The organism is Streptomyces sp. NPDC050658, assembly GCF_044457025.1.
GTDB lineage: Bacteria > Actinomycetota > Actinomycetes > Streptomycetales > Streptomycetaceae > Streptomyces.
In genome coordinates this window covers 348,128-367,712 of sequence record NZ_JBITGM010000002.1, presented here as the reverse complement: position 1 = coordinate 367,712, position 19,585 = coordinate 348,128, and the positions used below count along the sequence as shown (strand labels likewise).

19 protein-coding genes are annotated in these 19,585 nt (G+C 71.7%); 14 read left to right on the top strand and 5 right to left on the bottom strand.

Translation table 11 applies throughout. The features are described from left to right. The first annotated feature begins 39 nt into the window (after positions 1 to 39). Together ACIBKX_RS08580 and ACIBKX_RS08575 are read left to right on the top strand one after the other, a co-directional pair. Positions 40 to 1,350 (top strand): ATP-grasp domain-containing protein, encoded by a 1,311-nt coding sequence (locus tag ACIBKX_RS08580; protein WP_363271153.1) that lies wholly within the window; start codon positions 40 to 42, stop codon positions 1,348 to 1,350. Continuing rightward, complete coding sequence (locus ACIBKX_RS08575; protein ID WP_363271152.1) at positions 1,347 to 2,573, top strand: MFS transporter; 1,227 nt, start codon at positions 1,347 to 1,349, stop codon at positions 2,571 to 2,573. Before ACIBKX_RS08580 ends, ACIBKX_RS08575 begins: the two co-directional genes overlap by 4 nt. A 22-nt stretch (positions 2,574 to 2,595) precedes the next feature. Here ACIBKX_RS08575 and ACIBKX_RS08570 read toward each other — a convergent pair whose 3' ends face one another. Further along, complete coding sequence (locus tag ACIBKX_RS08570) at positions 2,596 to 3,084, bottom strand: hypothetical protein (RefSeq protein WP_363271151.1); 489 nt, start codon at positions 3,082 to 3,084, stop codon at positions 2,596 to 2,598. Between the two features lie 131 nt (positions 3,085 to 3,215). Here ACIBKX_RS08570 and ACIBKX_RS08565 point away from each other — a divergent pair, with 131 nt between their 5' ends. Then, positions 3,216 to 3,782 carry a hypothetical protein gene (locus ACIBKX_RS08565; RefSeq protein WP_363271150.1) on the top strand — a complete coding sequence of 189 codons (567 nt, stop codon included), beginning with the start codon at positions 3,216 to 3,218 and terminating at the stop codon, positions 3,780 to 3,782. A gap of 217 nt (positions 3,783 to 3,999) precedes the next feature. After that, complete coding sequence (locus ACIBKX_RS08560; RefSeq protein WP_363271149.1) at positions 4,000 to 4,971, top strand: PASTA domain-containing protein; 972 nt, start codon at positions 4,000 to 4,002, stop codon at positions 4,969 to 4,971. Positions 4,972 to 5,013: 42 nt separating this feature from the next. Here the strand turns inward: ACIBKX_RS08560 and ACIBKX_RS08555 are convergent, their stop codons facing one another. Together ACIBKX_RS08555 and ACIBKX_RS08550 are read right to left on the bottom strand one after the other, a co-directional pair. Continuing rightward, positions 5,014 to 6,807, bottom strand: coding sequence for an ABC transporter ATP-binding protein (locus ACIBKX_RS08555; protein ID WP_363271148.1), 1,794 nt, complete (start codon positions 6,805 to 6,807; stop codon positions 5,014 to 5,016). After that, positions 6,804 to 8,483, bottom strand: coding sequence for an ABC transporter ATP-binding protein (locus ACIBKX_RS08550; RefSeq protein ID WP_363271147.1), 1,680 nt, complete (start codon positions 8,481 to 8,483; stop codon positions 6,804 to 6,806). Before ACIBKX_RS08550 ends, ACIBKX_RS08555 begins: the two co-directional genes overlap by 4 nt. A 152-nt stretch (positions 8,484 to 8,635) precedes the next feature. Here ACIBKX_RS08550 and ACIBKX_RS08545 point away from each other — a divergent pair, with 152 nt between their 5' ends. From ACIBKX_RS08545 to ACIBKX_RS08530, 4 genes are all read left to right on the top strand, one after another. Continuing rightward, complete coding sequence (locus ACIBKX_RS08545; protein ID WP_363271146.1) at positions 8,636 to 9,313, top strand: hypothetical protein; 678 nt, start codon at positions 8,636 to 8,638, stop codon at positions 9,311 to 9,313. Between the two features lie 197 nt (positions 9,314 to 9,510). Continuing rightward, on the top strand, positions 9,511 to 10,026 hold the full coding sequence (locus ACIBKX_RS08540; protein WP_363271145.1) for a lytic polysaccharide monooxygenase auxiliary activity family 9 protein: 516 nt from the start codon (positions 9,511 to 9,513) through the stop codon (positions 10,024 to 10,026). A gap of 67 nt (positions 10,027 to 10,093) precedes the next feature. After that, a complete protein-coding gene (locus ACIBKX_RS08535) occupies positions 10,094 to 11,188 on the top strand; it encodes a dihydrodipicolinate reductase (RefSeq protein ID WP_363271144.1) in 1,095 nt (364 codons plus the stop codon). Beyond that, entirely contained in the window at positions 11,185 to 11,664 is a 480-nt protein-coding gene (locus ACIBKX_RS08530) for a carboxymuconolactone decarboxylase family protein (RefSeq protein WP_363271143.1), read from the top strand. The genes ACIBKX_RS08535 and ACIBKX_RS08530 overlap by 4 nt, the downstream gene beginning before the upstream one ends. Before the next feature lie 16 nt (positions 11,665 to 11,680). Here ACIBKX_RS08530 and ACIBKX_RS08525 read toward each other — a convergent pair whose 3' ends face one another. Next, positions 11,681 to 12,580, bottom strand: coding sequence for a PPK2 family polyphosphate kinase (locus ACIBKX_RS08525; protein ID WP_399375690.1), 900 nt, complete (start codon positions 12,578 to 12,580; stop codon positions 11,681 to 11,683). Between the two features lie 135 nt (positions 12,581 to 12,715). On the opposite strand from ACIBKX_RS08525, the gene ACIBKX_RS08520 reads away from it, so the two are divergent. The 4 genes from ACIBKX_RS08520 to ACIBKX_RS08505 are packed head-to-tail and all read left to right on the top strand — an operon-like array spanning position 12,716 to position 16,692. Next, positions 12,716 to 13,381 carry a helix-turn-helix domain-containing protein gene (locus ACIBKX_RS08520; protein WP_363271142.1) on the top strand — a complete coding sequence of 222 codons (666 nt, stop codon included), beginning with the start codon at positions 12,716 to 12,718 and terminating at the stop codon, positions 13,379 to 13,381. Next, the gene (locus ACIBKX_RS08515; RefSeq protein WP_363271141.1) at positions 13,378 to 14,763 is read left to right on the top strand and encodes an MFS transporter; all 1,386 of its coding nucleotides are present in this window, start codon (positions 13,378 to 13,380) and stop codon (positions 14,761 to 14,763) included. Before ACIBKX_RS08520 ends, ACIBKX_RS08515 begins: the two co-directional genes overlap by 4 nt. A gap of 34 nt (positions 14,764 to 14,797) precedes the next feature. Then, entirely contained in the window at positions 14,798 to 15,196 is a 399-nt protein-coding gene (locus tag ACIBKX_RS08510) for a hypothetical protein (RefSeq protein WP_363271140.1), read from the top strand. Positions 15,197 to 15,204: 8 nt separating this feature from the next. After that, positions 15,205 to 16,692: a caspase domain-containing protein gene (locus tag ACIBKX_RS08505; RefSeq protein WP_399375733.1), complete on the top strand. Its 1,488-nt coding sequence runs from the start codon at positions 15,205 to 15,207 to the stop codon at positions 16,690 to 16,692. Between the two features lie 12 nt (positions 16,693 to 16,704). On the opposite strand, the gene ACIBKX_RS08500 is transcribed toward ACIBKX_RS08505, so the two are convergent. Then, positions 16,705 to 17,145, bottom strand: coding sequence for a hypothetical protein (locus tag ACIBKX_RS08500; RefSeq protein WP_363271139.1), 441 nt, complete (start codon positions 17,143 to 17,145; stop codon positions 16,705 to 16,707). Between the two features lie 148 nt (positions 17,146 to 17,293). On the opposite strand from ACIBKX_RS08500, the gene ACIBKX_RS08495 reads away from it, so the two are divergent. Further along, positions 17,294 to 18,613, top strand: coding sequence for an extracellular solute-binding protein (locus tag ACIBKX_RS08495; RefSeq protein WP_363271138.1), 1,320 nt, complete (start codon positions 17,294 to 17,296; stop codon positions 18,611 to 18,613). Then, a complete protein-coding gene (locus ACIBKX_RS08490; protein WP_363271137.1) occupies positions 18,610 to 19,584 on the top strand; it encodes a sugar ABC transporter permease in 975 nt (324 codons plus the stop codon). The genes ACIBKX_RS08495 and ACIBKX_RS08490 overlap by 4 nt, the downstream gene beginning before the upstream one ends. The last annotated feature ends 1 nt before the right edge of the window (position 19,585 follow it).

The window sequence follows — 19,585 nt, the reverse complement described above, 5'->3', positions numbered from 1 at the left end:
CGCGCACCGTACGGAGAAGGCGACTTGAGAGGAGGAAGCGTGAGCGAGCGAACCATGCCGTCGGGCGCCGTCATGCCCAACGGCCGGGGATCCACGGCGGCCGCCGGCCCCGGACGGCCTCGCGTCCTGGTCGTGGGCGGCAGGCCCGACCATGTGCGCAAGGCCCAGGAACTCGGCCTGGACGTGGTGCTGGTCCAGTACCCGGACGCGTACGACCGTGCCCACTGGCCGCACGTCGACCAGGCGCTGCTGCTCGACTACGGCGACGTCGACCGACTGCTGCCGCTGGTGCGGGCGTTGCACGAGACGGAACCGTTCCGGGCCGCCGTGTCACTGTTCGAGCTGGGGCTGCTGCCGGCGGCGCGGATCAACGAGGCGCTCGGCCTCGGCGGCGAGCCCGTCGCCACCGTGGAACTGCTCCTGGACAAGGGGCGCATGCGCCGGCATCTGGCGGCGAAGGGCATCAGTCCGGTGGCTTCGGCCGTGGGCCGTTTCGCGGACGACGTAAGGGAGTTCGGGAAGGAGCACGGCTTCCCGCTCATCGTCAAACCCGTCCGCGAGTCGGGCAGCCTGGGGGTGTTCCGCGTAGCCGACGAGGCGGACGTGGACGCGGTCGTCGACCGGTACCGGTCGCTGGACGACGAGAAGTGGGCCGCCGGGGACCTCGCCTTCGCCGACTCCTTCGGCGAGTTCCTCATGGAGGAGTTCCTGGACGGCCCCGAGATCAGCGTGGAAACCCTGAGCTCTTGCGGGCGGCATGTGGTCGTGGCGGTGACCGACAAGGAGTGCGGCGGCACCGGATTCGTGGAGATCGGACACGCACAGCCCAGCGGCTGCTCGCCCGAGACACTGCGCGAGGTCACACGTCTGGTCACCGACTTCCTCGACGCGGTGGGGCTCTGCGACGGTCCGGGGCACACCGAGCTCAGACTGACCGCGCGAGGCCCGCGGATCATCGAGTCGCACAACCGGGTCGGCGGCGACCGGATCGACGAACTGACCCGGATCGCCTACGGCGTCGACATGGAACGCCACGCCCTGGGCGCCAGGTTCGGCGCGGCGGAGCCGCTGGCCATGTCGCCGCGGCCGCGGGCCGGAGCGGCCGTCCGCTTCCTCACGCCGGAGCCCGGCCGGGTCGTGGCGGTGACCGGCGTGGACGTCGTACGCGCGGACCCGGCATATGTGGACCTCCGGTTGACGGTGCGGCCGGGCGACGTGGTGCGGCCACTGACGTGGAACGAGGACAAGGTCGGTCATGTCGTCGCCCGAGGCGCCACCGCCGCCGAGGCGATCGCGCACAGCAGGCGCCTGGCCGAGGCGGTCCACATACGTACCGAACCCATCGCATGAACACCGAGGCACCGGACCGGCCGGGCGCCGCCGACCCGCGATTCCGCGAGGCGCTGCGGGGGCTGCCGGGCCGGGTGTGGGTCGTCAGCCTCGGCATCCTGGTGAACAAGGCCGGCAATTTCCTGCCCGTGTTCATCGTGCTCTACCTGACGGGGCGCGGCTGTTCCGCCGCGGCGGCGGGCCTGGTCCTCGGTGTGTCCGGCGTGGGCAATGTGCTGGGCAACGCGGTCGGCGGCTACCTGGCGGACCGGATCGGCCGACGCCGGACGATCGTGCTGTCCGCGGTGACCACCTCCGTCATGACGGCGGCAGTGCCGTTCATCGGCGCGCTTCCGCTCATCGTCACGGTGGTCGGCCTCATCGGCGTTACATCACAGATCTACCGGCCGGCGGCGGCAGCGGTGCTGCTGGACTCCGTGGCGACGAACCAGCAACGGCTCGCGGCCTTCGCGGTGTTCCGGTTCGCGATGAACGTGGGCGCGGCGCTGGGCGGCGTCATCGGCGGTGTGCTGGCAGGCACGTCGTACGTGGGCCTGTTCCTCGGGAACGCGGCAGCGTGCCTGCTGTTCGGGGTGGTGGTGGGGGTGCTGCTGCGCGACGGCCCGGAGGAACGATCGGATGTGAGAACGGTCCGGGAGGCGAAGCACTCGCCGGGGTACCGGCAGGCACTCGCCGACCGCACCCTGACCCGCTTCCTCCTGATGACCGTGTTCGCCGAGTTCGTCTACGTCCAGTCCACGGTCGGCCTGCCCCTGCACGTCACCGAAGTGGGCCTGACCGAACGCGACTTCGGCCTCCTCATCGGCCTCAACGGCCTGCTGGTCCTGGCCCTCGAACTCCCTATCACCGGCGCGGTCGCCCGCTTCCGTCCGGAGCGCGTCCTGGCCGTCGGCAACCTGATCGTCGCCGCGGGCCTCGCGCTGACGGGCCTCATGACGGACATGATCCTCCTGGCGGCGACGGTCCTGGTCTGGACGCTGGGCGAGATGATCACGAGCACCATCTCCCAGGCGTACCTGGGCAGCCTGGCCCCACCCCACATGGTCGGCCGCTACCAGGGTTTGCACGGCGTCGCGTACACGACGGGCACGGGAGCAGGCCCCCTGATCGGCGGCGCGGTCTACGCGCTCGGCCCCTGGGCGCTGTGGACCCTGATCGCCGCCGTGGGGCTGGTGTCGGCACAGCTGAGTCTGCCGGGGCGGCGGGGGAGGGCCAAGGGGTAGGCCGTGCGCCCTCGGTGCGGCGCTATCCTCCCGGTTTCTCCCCGTACGGCGGCAGCAGTCCCTGTTTCCGCGCCTGGGTGATCCAGCGGCCCGCTGTCGCCTCCGACTTCGCCCAGCGGGCGGCGATCGCCTTGCGCGGCGGAACACTGTGGTCCACCGCCCACCGGTAGACCTCGGCCACGGCGCGCGCGTGGGCCTCGTCGCCTCCGTACGGCCGGTCTCCCGCCTCCGGGGCCATCTTCTCGCCGAGTTGTCGCACACGCGCCTCCGCGGCGATCTTCAGCAGCCGGTCGTAGGGCAGGCGCCTGAGTGTCGTGGCCGTGAGGCGCACGGTGTGCGGCCGGTCGGTCCGGATGAAGACGCCGTTGGGGTCGGATGCACCTGCGTTGAACCCGATGACGAACTCATAGTCGTCATAGCCGGGGAGACCGGTCACCGTCACGCTGTGCGCACTTGTGGAGATCTTGGGGCGGGCCTCGGTGGCATCGTCCATGCCGGGAGCCATGTCCATGGATGATCGCACTTCTGTAATATTGGCGCTCATGTTGAGTGCGCGGGCGTCACATCGCATGCGTGCCGCGATGCAATTTGCATCCCCATCTTGACGCACCCGCGCGCCGTCACTCCCCACCTGAGGAAGACATGACCGCCTCTCACGCCCCGCACCCGGACGGCCCGACCCGTCACGAGATCCGGAATCCCGAGGAGCCCTCGACGCCGGTGAGCGCCCCGGACCGTCCGGTCTCGCTCGGAGCCCGTGCCGCCGCCGCCCCGCGTGCTGCCTTCCTCGCGGCGGGCGTCGTGCTCGGTGCGGCGGCTGTCGGTGCCACGTGGGCGGTTCTCGGCTCGGCCGGACCGGACGGAGCGGGTTCCTTCACGATCGAGGGGGCTTTCACCGTTCGTGACGAGGACATCTTGTCCGTCGGCGGCTCCTGTGTGACCTCCGAGGGCTACGACGACATCGGGGACGGGACCGAGGTGACCGTGTACGACGAGAAGGGCGCAGTCGTGGCCACCGGAGCACTGTCGCGCCCCAAGTACCGGGAGGGGGAGACGTCCTACGACACCGACGAGTGCTCGTACAAGGTCACCGTCCCGAAGGTGCCCGGCGGCCACCCCTTCTACCAGGTAGAGGTGTCACACCGCGGCAAGGTCAAGCTGAGCGAGGCCGAGGCCCGAGCAGGCGAACTCGACGCAAGCCTCGGCTGATCGGCCGGTCTTCCGGCCGGCCGCAGGCGTCGCCACGTCCCGACTCCAGGCCAATCGTCCCACCGAGAACAGGAGCACAGTGACCACCAGCGATACCCCCGACCAAGAGCAGGCAGCCGCCCCAGCTCCAGCCCCCGCCTCCGCCTCCGCCCCCGCCTCCGCCTCTGGTGAGCCGCCCGCTCCCCGGCGCACCGCTCGCGACCGGTGGCGCAAGCACGTGGCTCGCAAGGACACCCTCCTGATCGGGGCGGCCCTCGGCGGCTGCCTTGCCTGCCTGGTCCTGGTGCCGGTTGCCGTAAGTCGGTCCGGCGTCGCCGAGCAGCGAGGGCGGGCCATGGCCGAAGCCGCCGCGGCGCACAAGGCCGAGCTGAAGCAGGCGAAGAAGGCCGCCTACGACGAGGGTTTCGCGGCGGGGGACCCCGGAACGGTCGACCTTCCCGACTTCAGCGGCGACACCCTGCTCGTCGCGAAGGACGCGGCCGAAGCCCTGGGACACGACACGACGGACGAGTGGCCCAAGGGCGTCGGGAGCGTCGGGGACGGCTCGGCGGAAGTCTGTTCCCAGGAGGTCGACAAAGGCACCGGAACCGTGACCTTCTTCGCGGTTCCCTCCTATCTCAAGAACTGCCCCAAGGGCTTCTCGGCCGCCGCACGGATGCCGAAGATGCCCAAGCTGACCGGCGTCACGTACGACAAGGCCCAAGATGCCCTGCACGACGGCCTCGGGGTCGAAGCGCACTCGTTCGAGGCCGACATCAAGTCCGCGTACGAGGACGACGAAGTCACCTCCGACGACGTGGGCGGCTACGAGGGCGACTACACGGTGTGCTTCCAGTCCCCGGCCGCCGGCGCCGCTTCGAAGGGGCCGGACACCTCCGTCACCGTCTGGCTGACCAGCGAAGGCAAGTGCCCGAAGAAGAAGGGCGGTTACTTCGACCCGGCCAACGACCCCGACGCCCCCGAGCCGATCACCGACGGCACCTACATGGTGGGCGAGGACATCGACCCTGGCACCTACAAGACCGACGGCGGCGGGAATTGTTATTGGGAACGCCTGTCCGGCACGGGTGGTGATCTCGGTGACATCATCGCCAACGATCTGCCGTCGGGCAGCTCCTACGTGACCATCGCTCCCTCGGACAAGGCGTTCAGCAGCACGGGCTGCGGTACCTGGACCAAGACTGGTTGAGCGGCTCCCGGACCAGGGTCCGGGAGCCGCGCTCGTGGTCCGTCATGCCTCAGGCGTCGCCCGCGTCCCCGACCACGCCTCCCACAACGACGCATACGTTCCCGCCGCTCGGCGCAGTTCGTCGTGGGTGCCGCTCTCCACTATCCGGCCCTCGGCCATGACCACGATGCGGTCCGCCGCGGCGGCCTGGGTGAGGCGGTGGGCGACGACCAGAGCCGTGCGGCCGTCCACCGCGCGGTCGGCCGCCTGTTCCAGGAGGCGGGCCCCCGTGCTGCCCGCCTCGGCCGTCGCCTCGTCCAGTACGGCCACCGGGGGGTCGGCGAGGACGAGGCGGGCCAGGGCCAGTTGCTGGACCTGGGCGGGGGTGAGGCGGTGACCGCCCTCGCCGACCACCGTGGCCAGGCCGTCGGGCAGGGCGTCGGCCCACTCCGCCGCGTCCACCAGCGTCAGCGCCGCGCGCAGCTCCGCCTCGGTGGCCTCGGGGCGGGCAAGGCGCAGGTCGTCCGCCAGCGGGCCGGCGAAGACATGGGTCTCCTGGGTGACCAGGGCCACCGGCAGCTGTTCCGCTTCGCCGGGCCGTCCAGGAGCGGTCACGTGGACCGTGCCGGACGTGGGCTGGTGCACTCCCGCTATGAGTTTGGCCAGGGTCGTCTTGCCTGCGCCGCTCGGGCCGACCAGGGCGACCCGCTCTCCGGAGCGGAGCGTCAGGTCCACGTTCTTGAGGACCGGTTGGCCGGGCTCGTACGCGTGATGGACGGCGGTCACCGTCACGGCCCCGTCCGCGGTCACGTCTGATTCCGGGGTACGCCGCGGCGCCTCCGCGTCCGCCTTGTCCGTCACGCCGACCAGGCGGGCCAGCGCCGCCGTCGCCGACTGTGCGTCGTCCAGGAGCACCAGCGCCGAATTGACCGGGCCGAACAGGCTGTGGAAGTAGAGGGCTGCCGCCGTCGCCGTGCCGATCGACGCCGCGTCCGACCTGACCAGGAAGAAGCCGGTGATCAGGACCGCCGCCAGTCCCGTGTACTCGGCGACATGCAGGCGGTTGTAGAAGTCGAGCACGAGGCGGACGCCGCGCAGCTTCAGGTCGACCGCCGTCTGGGAGCGGCGGTTCACCAGCTCCGTGTGCCGGTCCGTGAGCCGGAAGGACCGCACGGTCGACGCCCCGGCGATGGTGTCGAGGAGCTGCTGCTGCTGGGCCCCGGTGGCGACCCGCTGGCGGGCGTAGAGCGGCACGGCGTGGCGGACGTACCAGCGGGCGGTGTGCGCCTGGATGGGCACCGCGAGGAGGGCGGCGAGCAGGAACCGCCAGTCCAGGGCGGCCAGCGCGACGAACGTGAGCACGATGGTCAGCAGCGAACGGGCCAGCTCGGGCAGCGCGGAGCGCACCGCGTCGCCCACCACCGACACGTCACGGGTCACGCGGGCCGTGAGATCGCCCGCACCCGCCCTCTCCACCTCTTCCAGCGGCAGCCGCAGCGCCTTCTCCACGAACAGCTCGCGCAGCCGCGCCAGGACCGTCTCGCCGAGCCGTGACACGAGCGAGAGGCCGAGCGCGGTGGTGCCGCCCTGGACGAGGGCCACCAGGATCAGCAGGACGACCGGGAGGTTGAGGTCCGAGGGCGGCTGCCGGTCCGCGACCAGGTCCACGATGCGGCCGAGGATCGGCTGGACCAGGAGGCCCACGCCGGTCGCGGCGACCAGCACCCCGAAGCCGACGGCGGCCAGCGTCCGGTGCGGGCGCACCAGTTCGCGTACGGCGGCACGCGTCCTGGCCGGGGTTGCGGTGGGCAGCAGGGCGCGGGTGTTCTCGGGGGTCTCTTCCACTGCCTCGCTCATCCCAGTACCGCCTGGCGGTAGGTCTCGTGACGACGTATCAGATCGGGGTGGGGTGCCGCATCGGTGACCTCGCCGTCGTGCAGCAGCACGACCCGGTCCGTCACGGCGAGCAGCGCGGGCCCCGTCGTCACCAGGACCGTCGTGCGGCCCTTGCGGATCTCCCGGATGCCCGCCGCGATGCTCGCCTCGGTCACCGTGTCGACCGCGGTCGTCGGATCGTGCACCACGAGCACCGGCCGGTCGGCGGCCAACGCGCGGGCCAGGGCGACCCGTTGGCGCTGCCCGCCCGACAGCGAACGCCCGCGCTCGCTGACCGCCGTGTCCGCGCCGTCCGGCAGGGTCTCCACGACCTGCGTCACACCGGCCGCGGCCATCGCCGGCTCCGGATCGGCGGCGGCCGGCGCGGCGGCCGTGACGTTCTCGCGCACGGTGCCCTCGAAGAGGTCCGCGTCGTGCGCGGCCACCAGCATCGCCGCGCGCAGCTCATCGGGGTCGAGGTCCCGCAGCGGTACGCCGTCCAGTTCCACCGAGCCGCTCTCCGGGTCCGTCTGGAGTGCCAGGCAGCGCAGCAGGTCGGCGGCGTGCGCGGGGTCGGTCGCGACGACGCCGAGCAGCTCGCCGGGAGCGACGTCGAGGTCGATCCCGCGCAGCCCGCCGACGCTGACCCCGCTGAGCCGCACGGCGCCCCGCACCGGCTGCGGCAGGTTCCCGGACCCGGCGGGGACGGTGTGCGGCGCGGCGAGCACCTCCGCGATCCGGGCGGCCGATGCCCGGCCCTGGGCGAGCCGCGCGTTGACCCAGGCGAGCGCGTGCAGCGGCCCGATCAGGAAGAGCGCGAGCCCGACCGCCGACACCAGCTCGCCCAGGCTGATGCTGCCCTCGGCGGCCAGCCTGCCGCCGACCAGGGCGACCGCGGCGATCAGACAGCCGGTCAGGGTGAGCACCATGCCGTTCTGGAACGCCTGCGCCCGCGCCGCCCGCAGGGTGGCCCGCAGCGAGTCGCGGCTCGTGGTGCGGTAGCGGTCGATGGCCGCCGACTCGCCGCCGATGCCCTTGAGGACGCGCAGCCCGGACACCAGGTCGGCGGCGACGGCCGATGCGTGCGCGGCCCGCTCCTGCTCGGACCCGCTCCGGCTCTCCAGCGGCTTGCTCAGGAGATGCCCGAGCCAGAGCAGCACCGGCGTGCCGAGCAGCACCAGGAGACCCAGCGTCACCGACGTACGAAGAAGAACGACGGCACAGGTGAGCAGGCCGACCAGGGCCGAAGTCCCGATCATCAGGGCCATGTTCACCGCGCCGACCCGCTTGGCGTCCTCGGTCGCCGTGTTGGTGAGCGCGCCCGGCAGCCGGCCGTGCTCGGCGCCGCCGCCGGGATGCAGGACACGGCGTACGAGGATGCCGCGCAGGGTGTGTTCGGCGCGGGCGGCGGCGCGCTCGCCGGACCAGGCGCCGAAGCGGAAGCTCAGCGCAAGGCCGACGTACACGACGGCGAGGACGCCCAGCCAGGCGAGCAGGGCGCCGGAGTCGGAGCCGGTGACGGCCCGGTCGATGACGACACCGATCAGGACCGGCACGAGGGCCTCGCCGATCTGGTGCCAGGAGCCGAGGAGCGCGCCGAGCGCGACGTCCTTCCGCTCCCTCCGGACCGTGTCGAGCAGCACGTCTCGCCCGGACACAGGAACATCCCGCCCCGACGGTATTGAAGGACTCACCCGCGCCCCTCCGGGATCGGTCGACAAAAACTTAGGTGAGGCTACTCTAAGTTCCCATAAAGGCCCAGGTAGCACCCGTGCCCCGTGCCGCGGACGCCCGCGATAGCGTCACGGCCGTGACGATCAACTCTCCCGGGAACACCGCATCCGCCGACGGCGCCGAGGCGGCCGCAGGCCAGGGCCGCACCTCCCGGCGCATCGCCGACCTGATCACGTACCTTCTGCCGCCCCTCGCCTTCCTGGTGCCGGTGGTCCTGGTGCGGGCCGGGCTGATCGACGACGGGTACCTCTTCCTCAACCTGGGGTCGTTCGCGGTCAGCGGCCTGGTGGCGGCCTATGCCCACATGGGCTGGCACGCCCGCGTGGACGAGGACGGCCTGCTGACCGCCCGCACCCTGACCGGGCGGCACACCGTCGACCTCGCCCGGCTGACGAAGGTCGGCCGCCTTGAGGTGCCGGGGCAGACGCGGACCGACGATCGGCTGATCCTCACGGACGCGCACGGAGTGCGGCTCGTCGTCAACAATCTCCGGGGCGGCGACGACCCCGTCGACGCGACGGTGCGCAGGGCGCTCATGCGCGGGCCCTCGGGTGCGGGCGTGGTGATATCGGACCGCGCCGCCGAACGCCTCGACCTGCGGACCGAGGTGACCCGCCCGCACGGCCGGCTGCGGTCCGGGCGCAGGATCCGCGAGGGTCTCATCGGGTTCGTGCCGCTGCTGTCCGTCCTCGCCCTCGCGCCGCTGACCTTCGGCCTGCTGATCCTGGCCTGGCTCCTCTCGGGCGCCACCTGAGAGGGCCGGGGCCGCGGGTGGCCCGTGCATGGCGCGAAAACAACCTTGACCGCGTCTCGCCAAAGTCTATGGTCTGGACTAATCGGCAGCCGCGGCCATCTGGTCACAGCAGCCCGACTCCCCTCTCTCAACTCCAGCCAGCACACGGGCACTTCACGCCGCACACCCCCACGAAGCAACGCCGTGAAGGAGTACGCATGGACAGGAAGCGGAAGATAGCCGCCACGATCGGCGCCGGCCTCGCGCCGGTCCTCGCCCTCACCCTGCCGACCGGTTCGGCCAGCGCGCACGGTTACGTCAACGCCCCCGCGAGCCGGCAGGCGCAGTGCGCCGCGGGCACGGTCGCGTGCGGCGAGATCAAGTACGAACCCCAGAGCGTCGAGGGACCCAAGGGCCTGCGCAGCTGCAGCGGCGGCAACGCGAGGTTCGCGGAGCTCGACGACGACAGCAAGGGCTGGAAGGTCAGCGACGTCAGCAGGACGCAGACCTTCACCTGGACGTTCACCGCCCGGCACCGCACCGCGAACTACGAGTACTTCGTCGACGGGACGAAGGTCGCCACGATCGACGGCGGCAACCAGCAGCCGCCGGCCACCGTCACGCACCAGGTCAACCTCGGCAGCGCCACCGGCCGCCACAAGGTCCTCGCCGTATGGAACATCGGCGACACGTCGAACGCCTTCTACGCGTGCATCGACGTGAACATCCGCTGAGGCCGGGCCGGACCTTTTCCCGTCATGGCCCTATGAACCGCAACCCCCCGTCGCTACCCTCCGCCGCATGATTTCCACGGTGGTGTGGGGTACCGGAAACGTCGGCCGCGCGGCCATCCGCGCCGTCGACGCCCACCCGGCGCTGAAGCTCACGGCCGTCCTCGTCCATGACCCCGGCAAGGTCGGCCGTGACGCGGGTGAACTGGCCGACCTCGGAGCCGAGTTGGGGCTCCCGGCCACGGACGACATCGACACCGTACTCGCGACGGGGCCCCGCGCCGTCGTCTACGCGGCATCGGGCGACATCCGCCCCGACGAGGCGCTCGCCGACGTCTGCCGGGCGATCCGGGCCGGCGCGGTGGTCGTCACGCCCGCGCTCTACGCCCTCTACGACCAGCGCGGCGCACCGCCGGAACTGCGGGACCCGGTCCTCGCGGCCGTCGCGGACGGCGGCGGCTCCCTCTTCGTCTCCGGCGTCGACCCCGGCTGGGCCAACGACGTGCTGCCGCTGCTGGTCAGCGGCCTCGGCAGCCGCGTCGACACGGTCCGCTGCCAGGAGATCTTCGACTACTCCACCTACGACCAGCCCGAGTCGGTCCGCTACCTGGTCGGCATGGGGCAGCCCATGGACTACGAGCCGCCGATGCTCGCGCCCACCGTCCCGACGATGGTGTGGGGCGGTCAGATACGGCTGATGGCACGGGCCCTCGGCGCCGAACTCGACGAGATCCGCGAGTCGTTGGAGCGCCGCGCGCTCGACACCACGGTACGGACGCGGACCATGGGCGAGTTCGCGGCCGGCACCCAGGGCGCGGTGCGGTTCGAGGTGCAGGGCATCGTCGGCGGCGTACCGCGCATCGTCGTCGAGCACATCACCCGCATCCATCCGTCCTGCGCCCCGGACTGGCCCGAGCCGCCGGACGGCGCGGGCGCCCACCGGGTGATCATCGAGGGACGGCCCCGGATCGAGGTCACCGTCGAGGCCGCCGACGAGGGCGAGAACCGGTCGGCGGGCGGCAACGCCACCGCGGTCGGCCGACTGGTGAACGCCGTCGACTGGCTCGTCGCCGCGGAACCCGGTCTGTACGACGCGCTCGACGTCCCCCTGCGCGCCGTGCCGGGAAAGCTCGGCGCGGGCGATCCCGAGAGGAACCGGCCATGAACATCGACATCCCCGAGGGGCAGGAGCCGATCGGGTACGTGTGGGGCGAGCTGGTCCCCGGCATCGGGCCCGCCGCCGCGAACTTCTCGCTGGCCGTCTATGAGCACACGACACTGGGACTGCGGGAGTTCGAGGCCGCGCGGCTGCGCGTCGCGCAGATCAACGGCTGCCTGTTCTGCCTCGACTGGCGCACGGAACGGGACGGCGCGAAGGTCGAGGACGAGTTCGCCGACGCGGTGCTCCGGTGGCGCACCACCGACGCCTTCGACGACCGCACGCGCCTCGCGGCCGAGTACGCCGAGCGGTACGCCCTGGACCACCACGGGATCGACGACGAGTTCTGGACACGGATGACCGCCCACTACAGCCAGCGCGAGATCGTGGAACTGAGCATGAGCATCGGCTCCTGGCTGGCGTTCGGCCGGCTCAACCACGTCCTCGGGCTCGACGCGGTGTGCGTGCTGCCGGGCCACTGAGGCCCGGTCCCTGCGCTCAGGGGCGGTCCGCGAGGAGCTGCTTCCTGCACAGGTCCACGTCGAAGTCCGCCTTCGGGTACCGCGGGTCAAGCGCGTTCAGATGCTCCAGGAGCAGTCGGCTGATCGCCCAGTTCCGGTACCACTTGCGGTCCGCGGGGACGACGTACCAAGGGGCGTACGTCGTGGAGCAGCGCTCCAGGGCGATCTCGTACGCCTCCTGATAGGCGGGCCACAGTTCGCGCTCGGCGATGTCCCCCGGACTGAACTTCCAGTGTTTGTCGGGGTTGTCGAGCCGTTCGAGCAGGCGGCGGCGCTGCTGTTCGTACGAGATGTGCAGGAAGCACTTGACTACGGTGACGCCGTCGTCCTCCAGGGAGCGCTCGAAGCGGTTGATCTGGCCGTAGCGGCGGCCGAGTCGACTGCGCGGGACCAGGCCGCGCACGCGGGCGATGAGGACGTCCTCGTAGTGCGAACGGTCGAAGATGCCGATCTCGCCGGGGCGGGGGAGTTCCTTCATGACGCGCCACAGGAAGGGATGCTCCAGCTCCTCGGCGGTGGGCGTCTTGAAGGCCTTGATCCGGCAGCCGGAGGGGTTGAACAGGCCGATGACGTGCTTGACGGTGCCGCCCTTGCCGCTGGTGTCCATGCCCTGGAGCACGAGCAGGACCCGGCGGCGGTCGGCGGCGGTGCTCGCCGCGTAGAGCCGCTCCTGGAGTCCGGCGAGACGGTCACCCATCTGGGCGGTGGCCAGGACTCCGGCGGCCTTGTCAGCGGGGCCCGCGGGTGTCGCGGACGCGTCGTACGAGGAGAGGTCCACGCGCTCGCCCTCGGGGACGCGCAGCAGGTCACGGAGCTTCTTCTTGGTGCCCTTCTTCGTGGTGCCCGTCTCGTCGGTGCCCTTCGCGGACTTCGCCACGGGGTCGCCCCTTCCGGTGGTGTGTCCCTCGATCGTGCGATGCGAGGGGCAGGGCCCGCCACTCGGTCCGAGCCCTGCTGCCGGTCCGCCCCGCAGAAGCTTGTAAAGAAACCTTTCTAAAGATACCTTTACATCATGGCCAAGACCCCTGATTCCCCCGAGTCTCCCGAGCCGTCGCCCCGCAGCATCCGCCTCACCGATCCACGGGCCCTGCGGGCGTACGCGCATCCGACCCGGATGGCGCTGGTCGGCTTCCTCCGCAGGAGCGGGCCCTTCACCGCCACCCGCGCCGCCGAGCTGACCGGCGAGTCCGTCGCCAGCTGCTCGTACCACCTGCGGATACTCGCCAAGTACGGCCTCGTCGAGGAGGCGCCCGGCGGCCGCGGCCGGGAGAAGCCGTGGCGGGCGACGGCCCAGTTCACGGACTGGCCCGCGTACAGCGAGGACGCGTCGGTGGCCCAGGCGTCCGACGCACTGAACACGGCGGTCGCCGAGCGGTACTTCGAGCGGGTCGCGCGGGCCATGGAGCGGCGGCATCTGCTGCCGCGCGCCTGGCAGGAGGCCGAGCAGTTCGGCGACACGTTCCTGTACGTCACGCCCGAGGAGCTGGCCGGCATCGGCGAGCGGATCGACGAGGTGCTGCGGCCCTACGAGGAGCGCGGGGCCGACCCGTCCCTGCGGCCCGAGGGCGCCCGGCCCGTCAGCGTCTTCAGGATCGCCTTCCGGGACGTGGATCACCCGGACGACGCGGAGCAGCACGGCGACTCGGGGGCCGGTCAGGACTCGGGGTCCGGGCAATGAGCGCCGTCGGCCGCCGCCTCTCCGGCCGCATACCCGAACTCCTGCGGGAGCGGAGCTTCCGGCGCTACTGGACCGGGCAGACCGTCTCCCTCGTCGGCGACGAGATCACACTGATCGCCATCCCGCTCGCCGCCGTCTTCGTCCTCGGCGCGGATGCCGCCGAGATGGGCTGGCTGAAGGCGGCCGCCCTGCTGCCCGCCCTCCTCTTCAGTCTGCCGCTGGGTGCCTGGGCCGACCGGCAGAGCCGGCGGCGGCACGCGATGATCGCCGCGGACCTCGCCCGTGCGGCGCTGCTGCTGACCCTCCCCTTCGCGTATCTGCTCGACGTCCTCACCCTCGGGCAGCTCTACGTGACGGCGTTCGCCCTCGGCGCGCTGACCGTCGTCTTCGACGCCTGCAACGCCACGCTCTTCGTCACGCTGGTGCCGCCCGATCGGTATGTGCCGGCCAACTCGCTGGTCAGCGGCAGCCGTTCGATGGCCTGGCTGGCGGGACCCGGCATCGGCGGTCTCCTCGTGCAGTCCCTCACCGCGCCCTTCGCGCTGGTCGCCGACGCGCTGACGTATCTCTGCTCCGCCCGCTGCCTGTCCCGCATCAAACCCGTCGAGCCCGTGCCCGCGCCGGTCGGCAAGGGGCACTTCACGGCGGGGCTGCGGTGGGTCGTCAGACAGCCCACGATGCGGGCGCTGTTCGCGTGGTCGGGGACGATCCAGTTCTTCAACTTCATGTTCCACACGCTCTTCGTGCTGTACGCGACGACTGAACTCGGCCTGAGCGCGGGCCTGTTGGGCGCGGTCATCGGCGCCGGGGCCGTCGGCGGGCTGATCGGGGCGGCGTGCAGCAACGCGGTCGTGCGCCGCTTCGGGGTCGGCCCCTCGATCGTCGTCGGCTCACTCGTCTTCACCATGCCCCTGCTGCTCGTGCCGCTCGCCGCCGGGCCGTTCCCGCTGGTCGTCGCCACGCTCTTCGTCGCCGAATTCCTCTGCTGCGCCGGGGTGATGGTCATCGACATCGCGTCCGCCTCGCTCCAGATGGCGCTGGTCCCGCAGGCCATCCGGTCACGCGTGATGGGCGCCTTCCGCACCCTCAACCACGGCTTCCGGCCGCTGGGCGCGCTGCTCGGAGGTGCCCTCGGCACAGCGCTCGGCGTCCGCCCCACCCTCTGGATCGGCACGGCCGGCGCGGTGCTCGCGGTGCTGTGGCTGCTGCCCTCGCCGGTGCCGCGTACGCGAGAGCTGCCGGAGCCCGCGGCGGAAGATCCCGAGCCCGTGCGGGCAGACGATCCCGTGCAGGCGGGAGATCCCGTGCAGGCACGCGATTCCGTGCCCGTGCGCGCAGGTGACGGAAAATCAGGTGCGGACGCTGACCAGCCTCTACGATGAACTTCGCCGACCGACGGGGGAGAGGAACGGGGACGTGCAGGTCAAGGTCACGTTCGGCGAAGGCGCCACCGACGCGGACGCGGACGGCACCGAGTCCGCGGCGTCGCTCTACCGCTGGCTCATGGCGGAGCCCGAACTCCGAGGCAGTGCAAGCCTTTCCACCGGCGCGGAGCGATCGGCGCCTGGCCACATGGGCGACGGCCTGGAACTCGTGAACGTCGTCCTCGCCAACAGCATCGCCCTGGGCAGCCTGATCACCGCCGTCGCCGCCTGGCGCGGCTCGCGTCCCCGCCCGCCGCAGGTGCGGCTCGAACGGGACGGTGTCGTGGTCACGCTGCGGGACGACTCGCCGGAACAGGTCGAGCGGATCCTGCGGATGTGGAACGCGACGGGCGAGAGCTCGCCCGTCCCGGCGGACGGGGACAGCGAGTAGCCGTGGCCATGCTGTCGGACCCGGCCCGCTCCGAAGCCGTCCTGATCGGCGTCCACGAGTACGCCACCCTGGAGAACCTGCCCGCCGTCGCGCAGAACCTGCACGGGCTGCGCGACACCCTGACCGACCCCGGCGTGTGGGGACTCCCCGCCGCCGCGTGCACGGTGATCTCGCAGCCGAGCAGCGTCGGCGAGGTCCTCGACACCGTGCGGGAGCGGGCCCGCCGCGCCGAGGACACCCTGCTCGTCTACTACGCAGGGCACGGCCTGACCGACCCGCACACCGACGAGCTGTATCTGGCCATGCCGGAATCGGACCGGGAGCGCGAGTACACGTCGCTCCGGTACGAGTACCTGCGCCGGGCCGTGCTCGACCAACAGGCCCGCGCCCAGCGCACGGTGGTGATCCTCGACTGCTGCTACAGCGGCCGAGCCCTGCTCGGCAAGATGAGCGCGAGCACGCACATCGCGGACCAGGCCGTCGTCGCGGGCACCTGTCTGCTGACCGCTTCGGCGGAGACCCGGCCCGCGCTGTCCCCGCCCGGCGAGCGGTACACCGCGTTCACCGGCGAGCTGATCACCACGCTCGCCGATGGCGTGCCCGACCAGCCCGACCCGCTCGACATGGACACCCTCTACCGGCATGTGCACCGGACGCTGGCCGGCAAGTCACGGCCCCTTCCGCAGCAGCGCAACCGCAACCTCGGCGGCTTCATCGCCATCGCCCGCAATCGCGCGGCGACGCCGGAACCGCCGCCGCCCCTCGCCGGGCTCGGCGAGGCCGAGAAGCGCCTCGCGCAGATCGAGCAGCGGGCGGAGGAACTGCGCCTGGAGAACGAACGGTTGAGGCTCGAGGCCGAACGCCGGGCCCGCGAGACGGTGGAGACGGCGCAGCGCCTCGCGAGTGCCGTGACCGCCACCGCCGATCCGAACTTCAAGCCGTTCTGGTTCGCCGTCCCGGTGCCGCGCCCGCTCTACGGCGAAGACGGCTCCCTCCAGCCGGTGGCGGAACTGCTGCCGGGCACCTGGTACCTGGCGTTGGAGCTGCGGGGCAAGGGCCTGGTCGCCCGCAGCGACGACGGCGAGAAGCGGGGCCTCATCCTCGACCTCAGCGGGATCCAGCGGGGCGACGACGAGGGGGACATCGGATTCTTCGTGGCGCCCGGACCTTCGGCGCCCGGATCTTCGGCGCCCGGATCTTCGGCGACAGCGCCCTCGGCGGCCGCGAAGAAGCGGACCGAGGAGACCGTCCGCATGGCCGAACGCCTCGCCGACGCCGTGGGCGCCGACCCCGACCCCGGCTTCCTGATGTTCTGGTTCGCGGTCCCGGTGCGCCGCCCGCTGATGAGCGACAGCGGGGTCCTGGAGGAGGTCGGCGAACTGGTGCCGGGCACCTGGTACTTGGCCGTCGAGCGACGGGGTGAGGGCCTGCTGGCGCAGACGGACGAGGGGCTCAGGGGCATCCTGCTCGACACGTCCGGCATACAGCGGGGCTGATCGCCACGCGCCTCAACCCGCCGTCAGGACCGGCACGTTGGGGGCGAACGCCGAGACGGCGGCCCGCAGGCGGTCCACGTCGAGGTGCCAGAGGCTGACCGCCCGGCTCGCGAGGAACAGCTCGTGGTCGACGTGCGGGGCGAGTACGGCGGTCTTCTCCGGCAGGAGTGCCGAGTTGGGGCCCGGCAGCGGTGGTGCACCCGGCCGGCGCCCGACACCGACGTACCGCAGAGTCTGCCCCGCCGTCTCCTGGTGCCACTCCACGACCGACGTGATGTCCTCCCACGGCACGGCGGCGGTCTGGCTCCGGTGGCGGGCCGGGGCGCCGCCCAGGAGGACGCCCGTCGCGTCCACACGCAACGCGGTCAGGCGCTTCCATCCGGCGCCGCCGAGGAGTTGGAAGGGGCTGCGGGTGAAATGCGCCTCGTACACGGCGGGGTGGGGATCGGTCATGGGGCGAGGCTATCGAGTCGCTGATCGACTGCGCGAACCATTGACATCCGCCCCCGGCGCGGTGAAGCTCCATGACGCCCGTGGTAACGCTAACACGGGGCTTGTTCGGGGTTTGTACGGGGCTGACACACGCCTGAGGGAGCCACCCATGTCAGGTAGTCGTCACAGCGCTGCACCGGCGGCCGGAGCCCGCGTCGACCGGCGCACCCTCCTCGCCGCGGGCGCGGCCGCGGCCGCCGTCGGCGCGCTCGGCACCGCCTGCGCGACCGCCGAGGGCAAGCCCGCGGGGAAGGTCGCCGTGCACGGGGACAGCGCCGCCTGGGAGAAGCCGATGGCCGCCGCGGGGCGGGCCATGAAGTCGGTCGCGGGGATCGAGCTGATCCCCGAGGTCATCGCCTCGCTGGAATCCTTCGAGCAGGTCGTCCGCTCCTCGCTGCGGACCAGCAAGACGCCCGACATGCTCAAGTACTGGTCCGGGTACCGGCTGCAGGACCTCGCCCGCACCGGCGGCGTCGTCGACCTGACCGAGGAGTGGGACCGCGCGGTCGGCAGAGGCTGGGTCGAGCCGTCCCTGCGGGCCGCGTTCAGCTACCGGGACCGGGTCTACGCCCTGCCGATGAACCTCGCGTACTGGGTGTTCTTCTACAACCCCGAAGTCTTCGCGCACCACGACCTGAGGCCGCCCGCGACCTGGGACGACTTCCTCGCCGCCTGCGCCCGCCTGAAGAAGAACGGCATCACGCCGCTGCACGGCACCGCCGACGGACGCTGGCCCTCCTTCATCTGGTTCCAGGAGGTGCTGAGCCGTCAGGACCCGCGTTTCTACCAGGACTTGATGAACGGCCGCGAGCGCTACACCGACCCGCGCGCCGAGCGGGCCCTGCGCACCATCGTCGCGTTCTTCGACAAGGACTGGTTCACGCCCATGGACCTGAACCACGTCGACGCGGCGGCCCAGGTCGTCCAGGGCAAGGTCGGCATGGTGCCCTGCGGCACCTGGCTCGGCTCGACGCTCGTGGGCGCGGGCGGCAAGCCCGGCAAGAACGTCGACGCGTTCGTGCTGCCGATGGCGGCGCCGCGCGCCCGGCCCAGCGTCATCTTCGAGTCGAGCGCGTTCGTCGCCACGGTCAAGGGCCCCGACCGCGAAGAGGCCCGGAAGGCGGCCGGCGCCTGGCTGCACCCCGGGGTCATGAAGGCGTTCTCGCACGCCCTCCAGGACGGCTGCCCCAACCCGCAGGTCGCGCCCGCCAACCCCATCACCGAAGGCCTCGCCCGCACGGTGCGCGGCGACCGGCTCTGGCTGCTCAACCGGTTCTGGGAACAGGGGCCTCCGGAACTGGTCGAGGCGACCGTCGACGACCTGGCCGGCTTCCTCCTCGACCCGTCCTCGTACCGCACGGTGCTGCGGACCATGCAGAGCCGCGCCGACGAGGCGTGGAAGGTGTGGCGGGAGGCGGAGGAGACATGACCGGGACCGTGACCACCACGACGGCCAAGGCCACGGGGAAGCACGCACGGACCCGCCGCGGACTGCCCACCCGCACTCCCCACCAGGCCGCCGCCGGACGCGGCAGGTACGGCGGGCCGGTCGCCGCCGTGCCCTGGGCGCTGCCCGCCCTCGTGCTCGTCGGCGTACTCCTCGTCTATCCGTTCTTCCGCAGCGTCTACGGCAGCTTCTTCGAGGACAACGGCTTCACCAGCAGCTTCACCGGCCTCGACAACTACGCGCGGCTCGCCGACGACCCGATCTTCGGGCGCTCCGTCCTCAACACCGTGCTGTGGGTCGCGGGGACGCTGCTGCTGCCCGTCCTCGCTGGACTCGCCATCGCCGTCGCCACCCACCGGATGCGGTTCGGCGGCCTCGCGCAGCTCGTGATCGTCCTTCCGTACGCCATTTCGGGCGCCGCCACCGCCGTCCTCTGGTACTTCATGCTGAGCAGCCAGGGCGCCGTCAACCAGGTGCTGCGCGGGATCGGCCTCGACTCCTGGGCGCAGAGCTGGCTCCTGGAATGGCCGCAGAACACCTTCGCGATGATCGTGGCGAGCACCTGGCAGGCCACCGGGCTCAACGTCGTGCTCTTCGCCATCGGACTGCGCGCCATCCCCAAGGACACCGTCGAAGCAGCCCAGTTGGACGGTGCCACCGGACTGCGGATGTTCTGGTTCGTCACGCTGCCGCAGCTGCGGGCCGTGACCGTCGTCGTGGTCGGCATGGCCATCGTGAACAGCCTCAAGGCCTTCGACATGATCTGGATCCTCACCAAGGGCGGCCCCTCCCGCACCTCCGAGACCCTCGCCCTGAGCATGTACCGGGAGACCTTCCGGCTCTTCCACGTGGGCTACGGCTCCGCGATCGCGCTGGTCCTCTCGGTGATCGTCGTCGCCTCGTCCTGGATGTATCTGCGCCGCCAGATGCCCGAGTCCGCAGGCCGGACCTGAC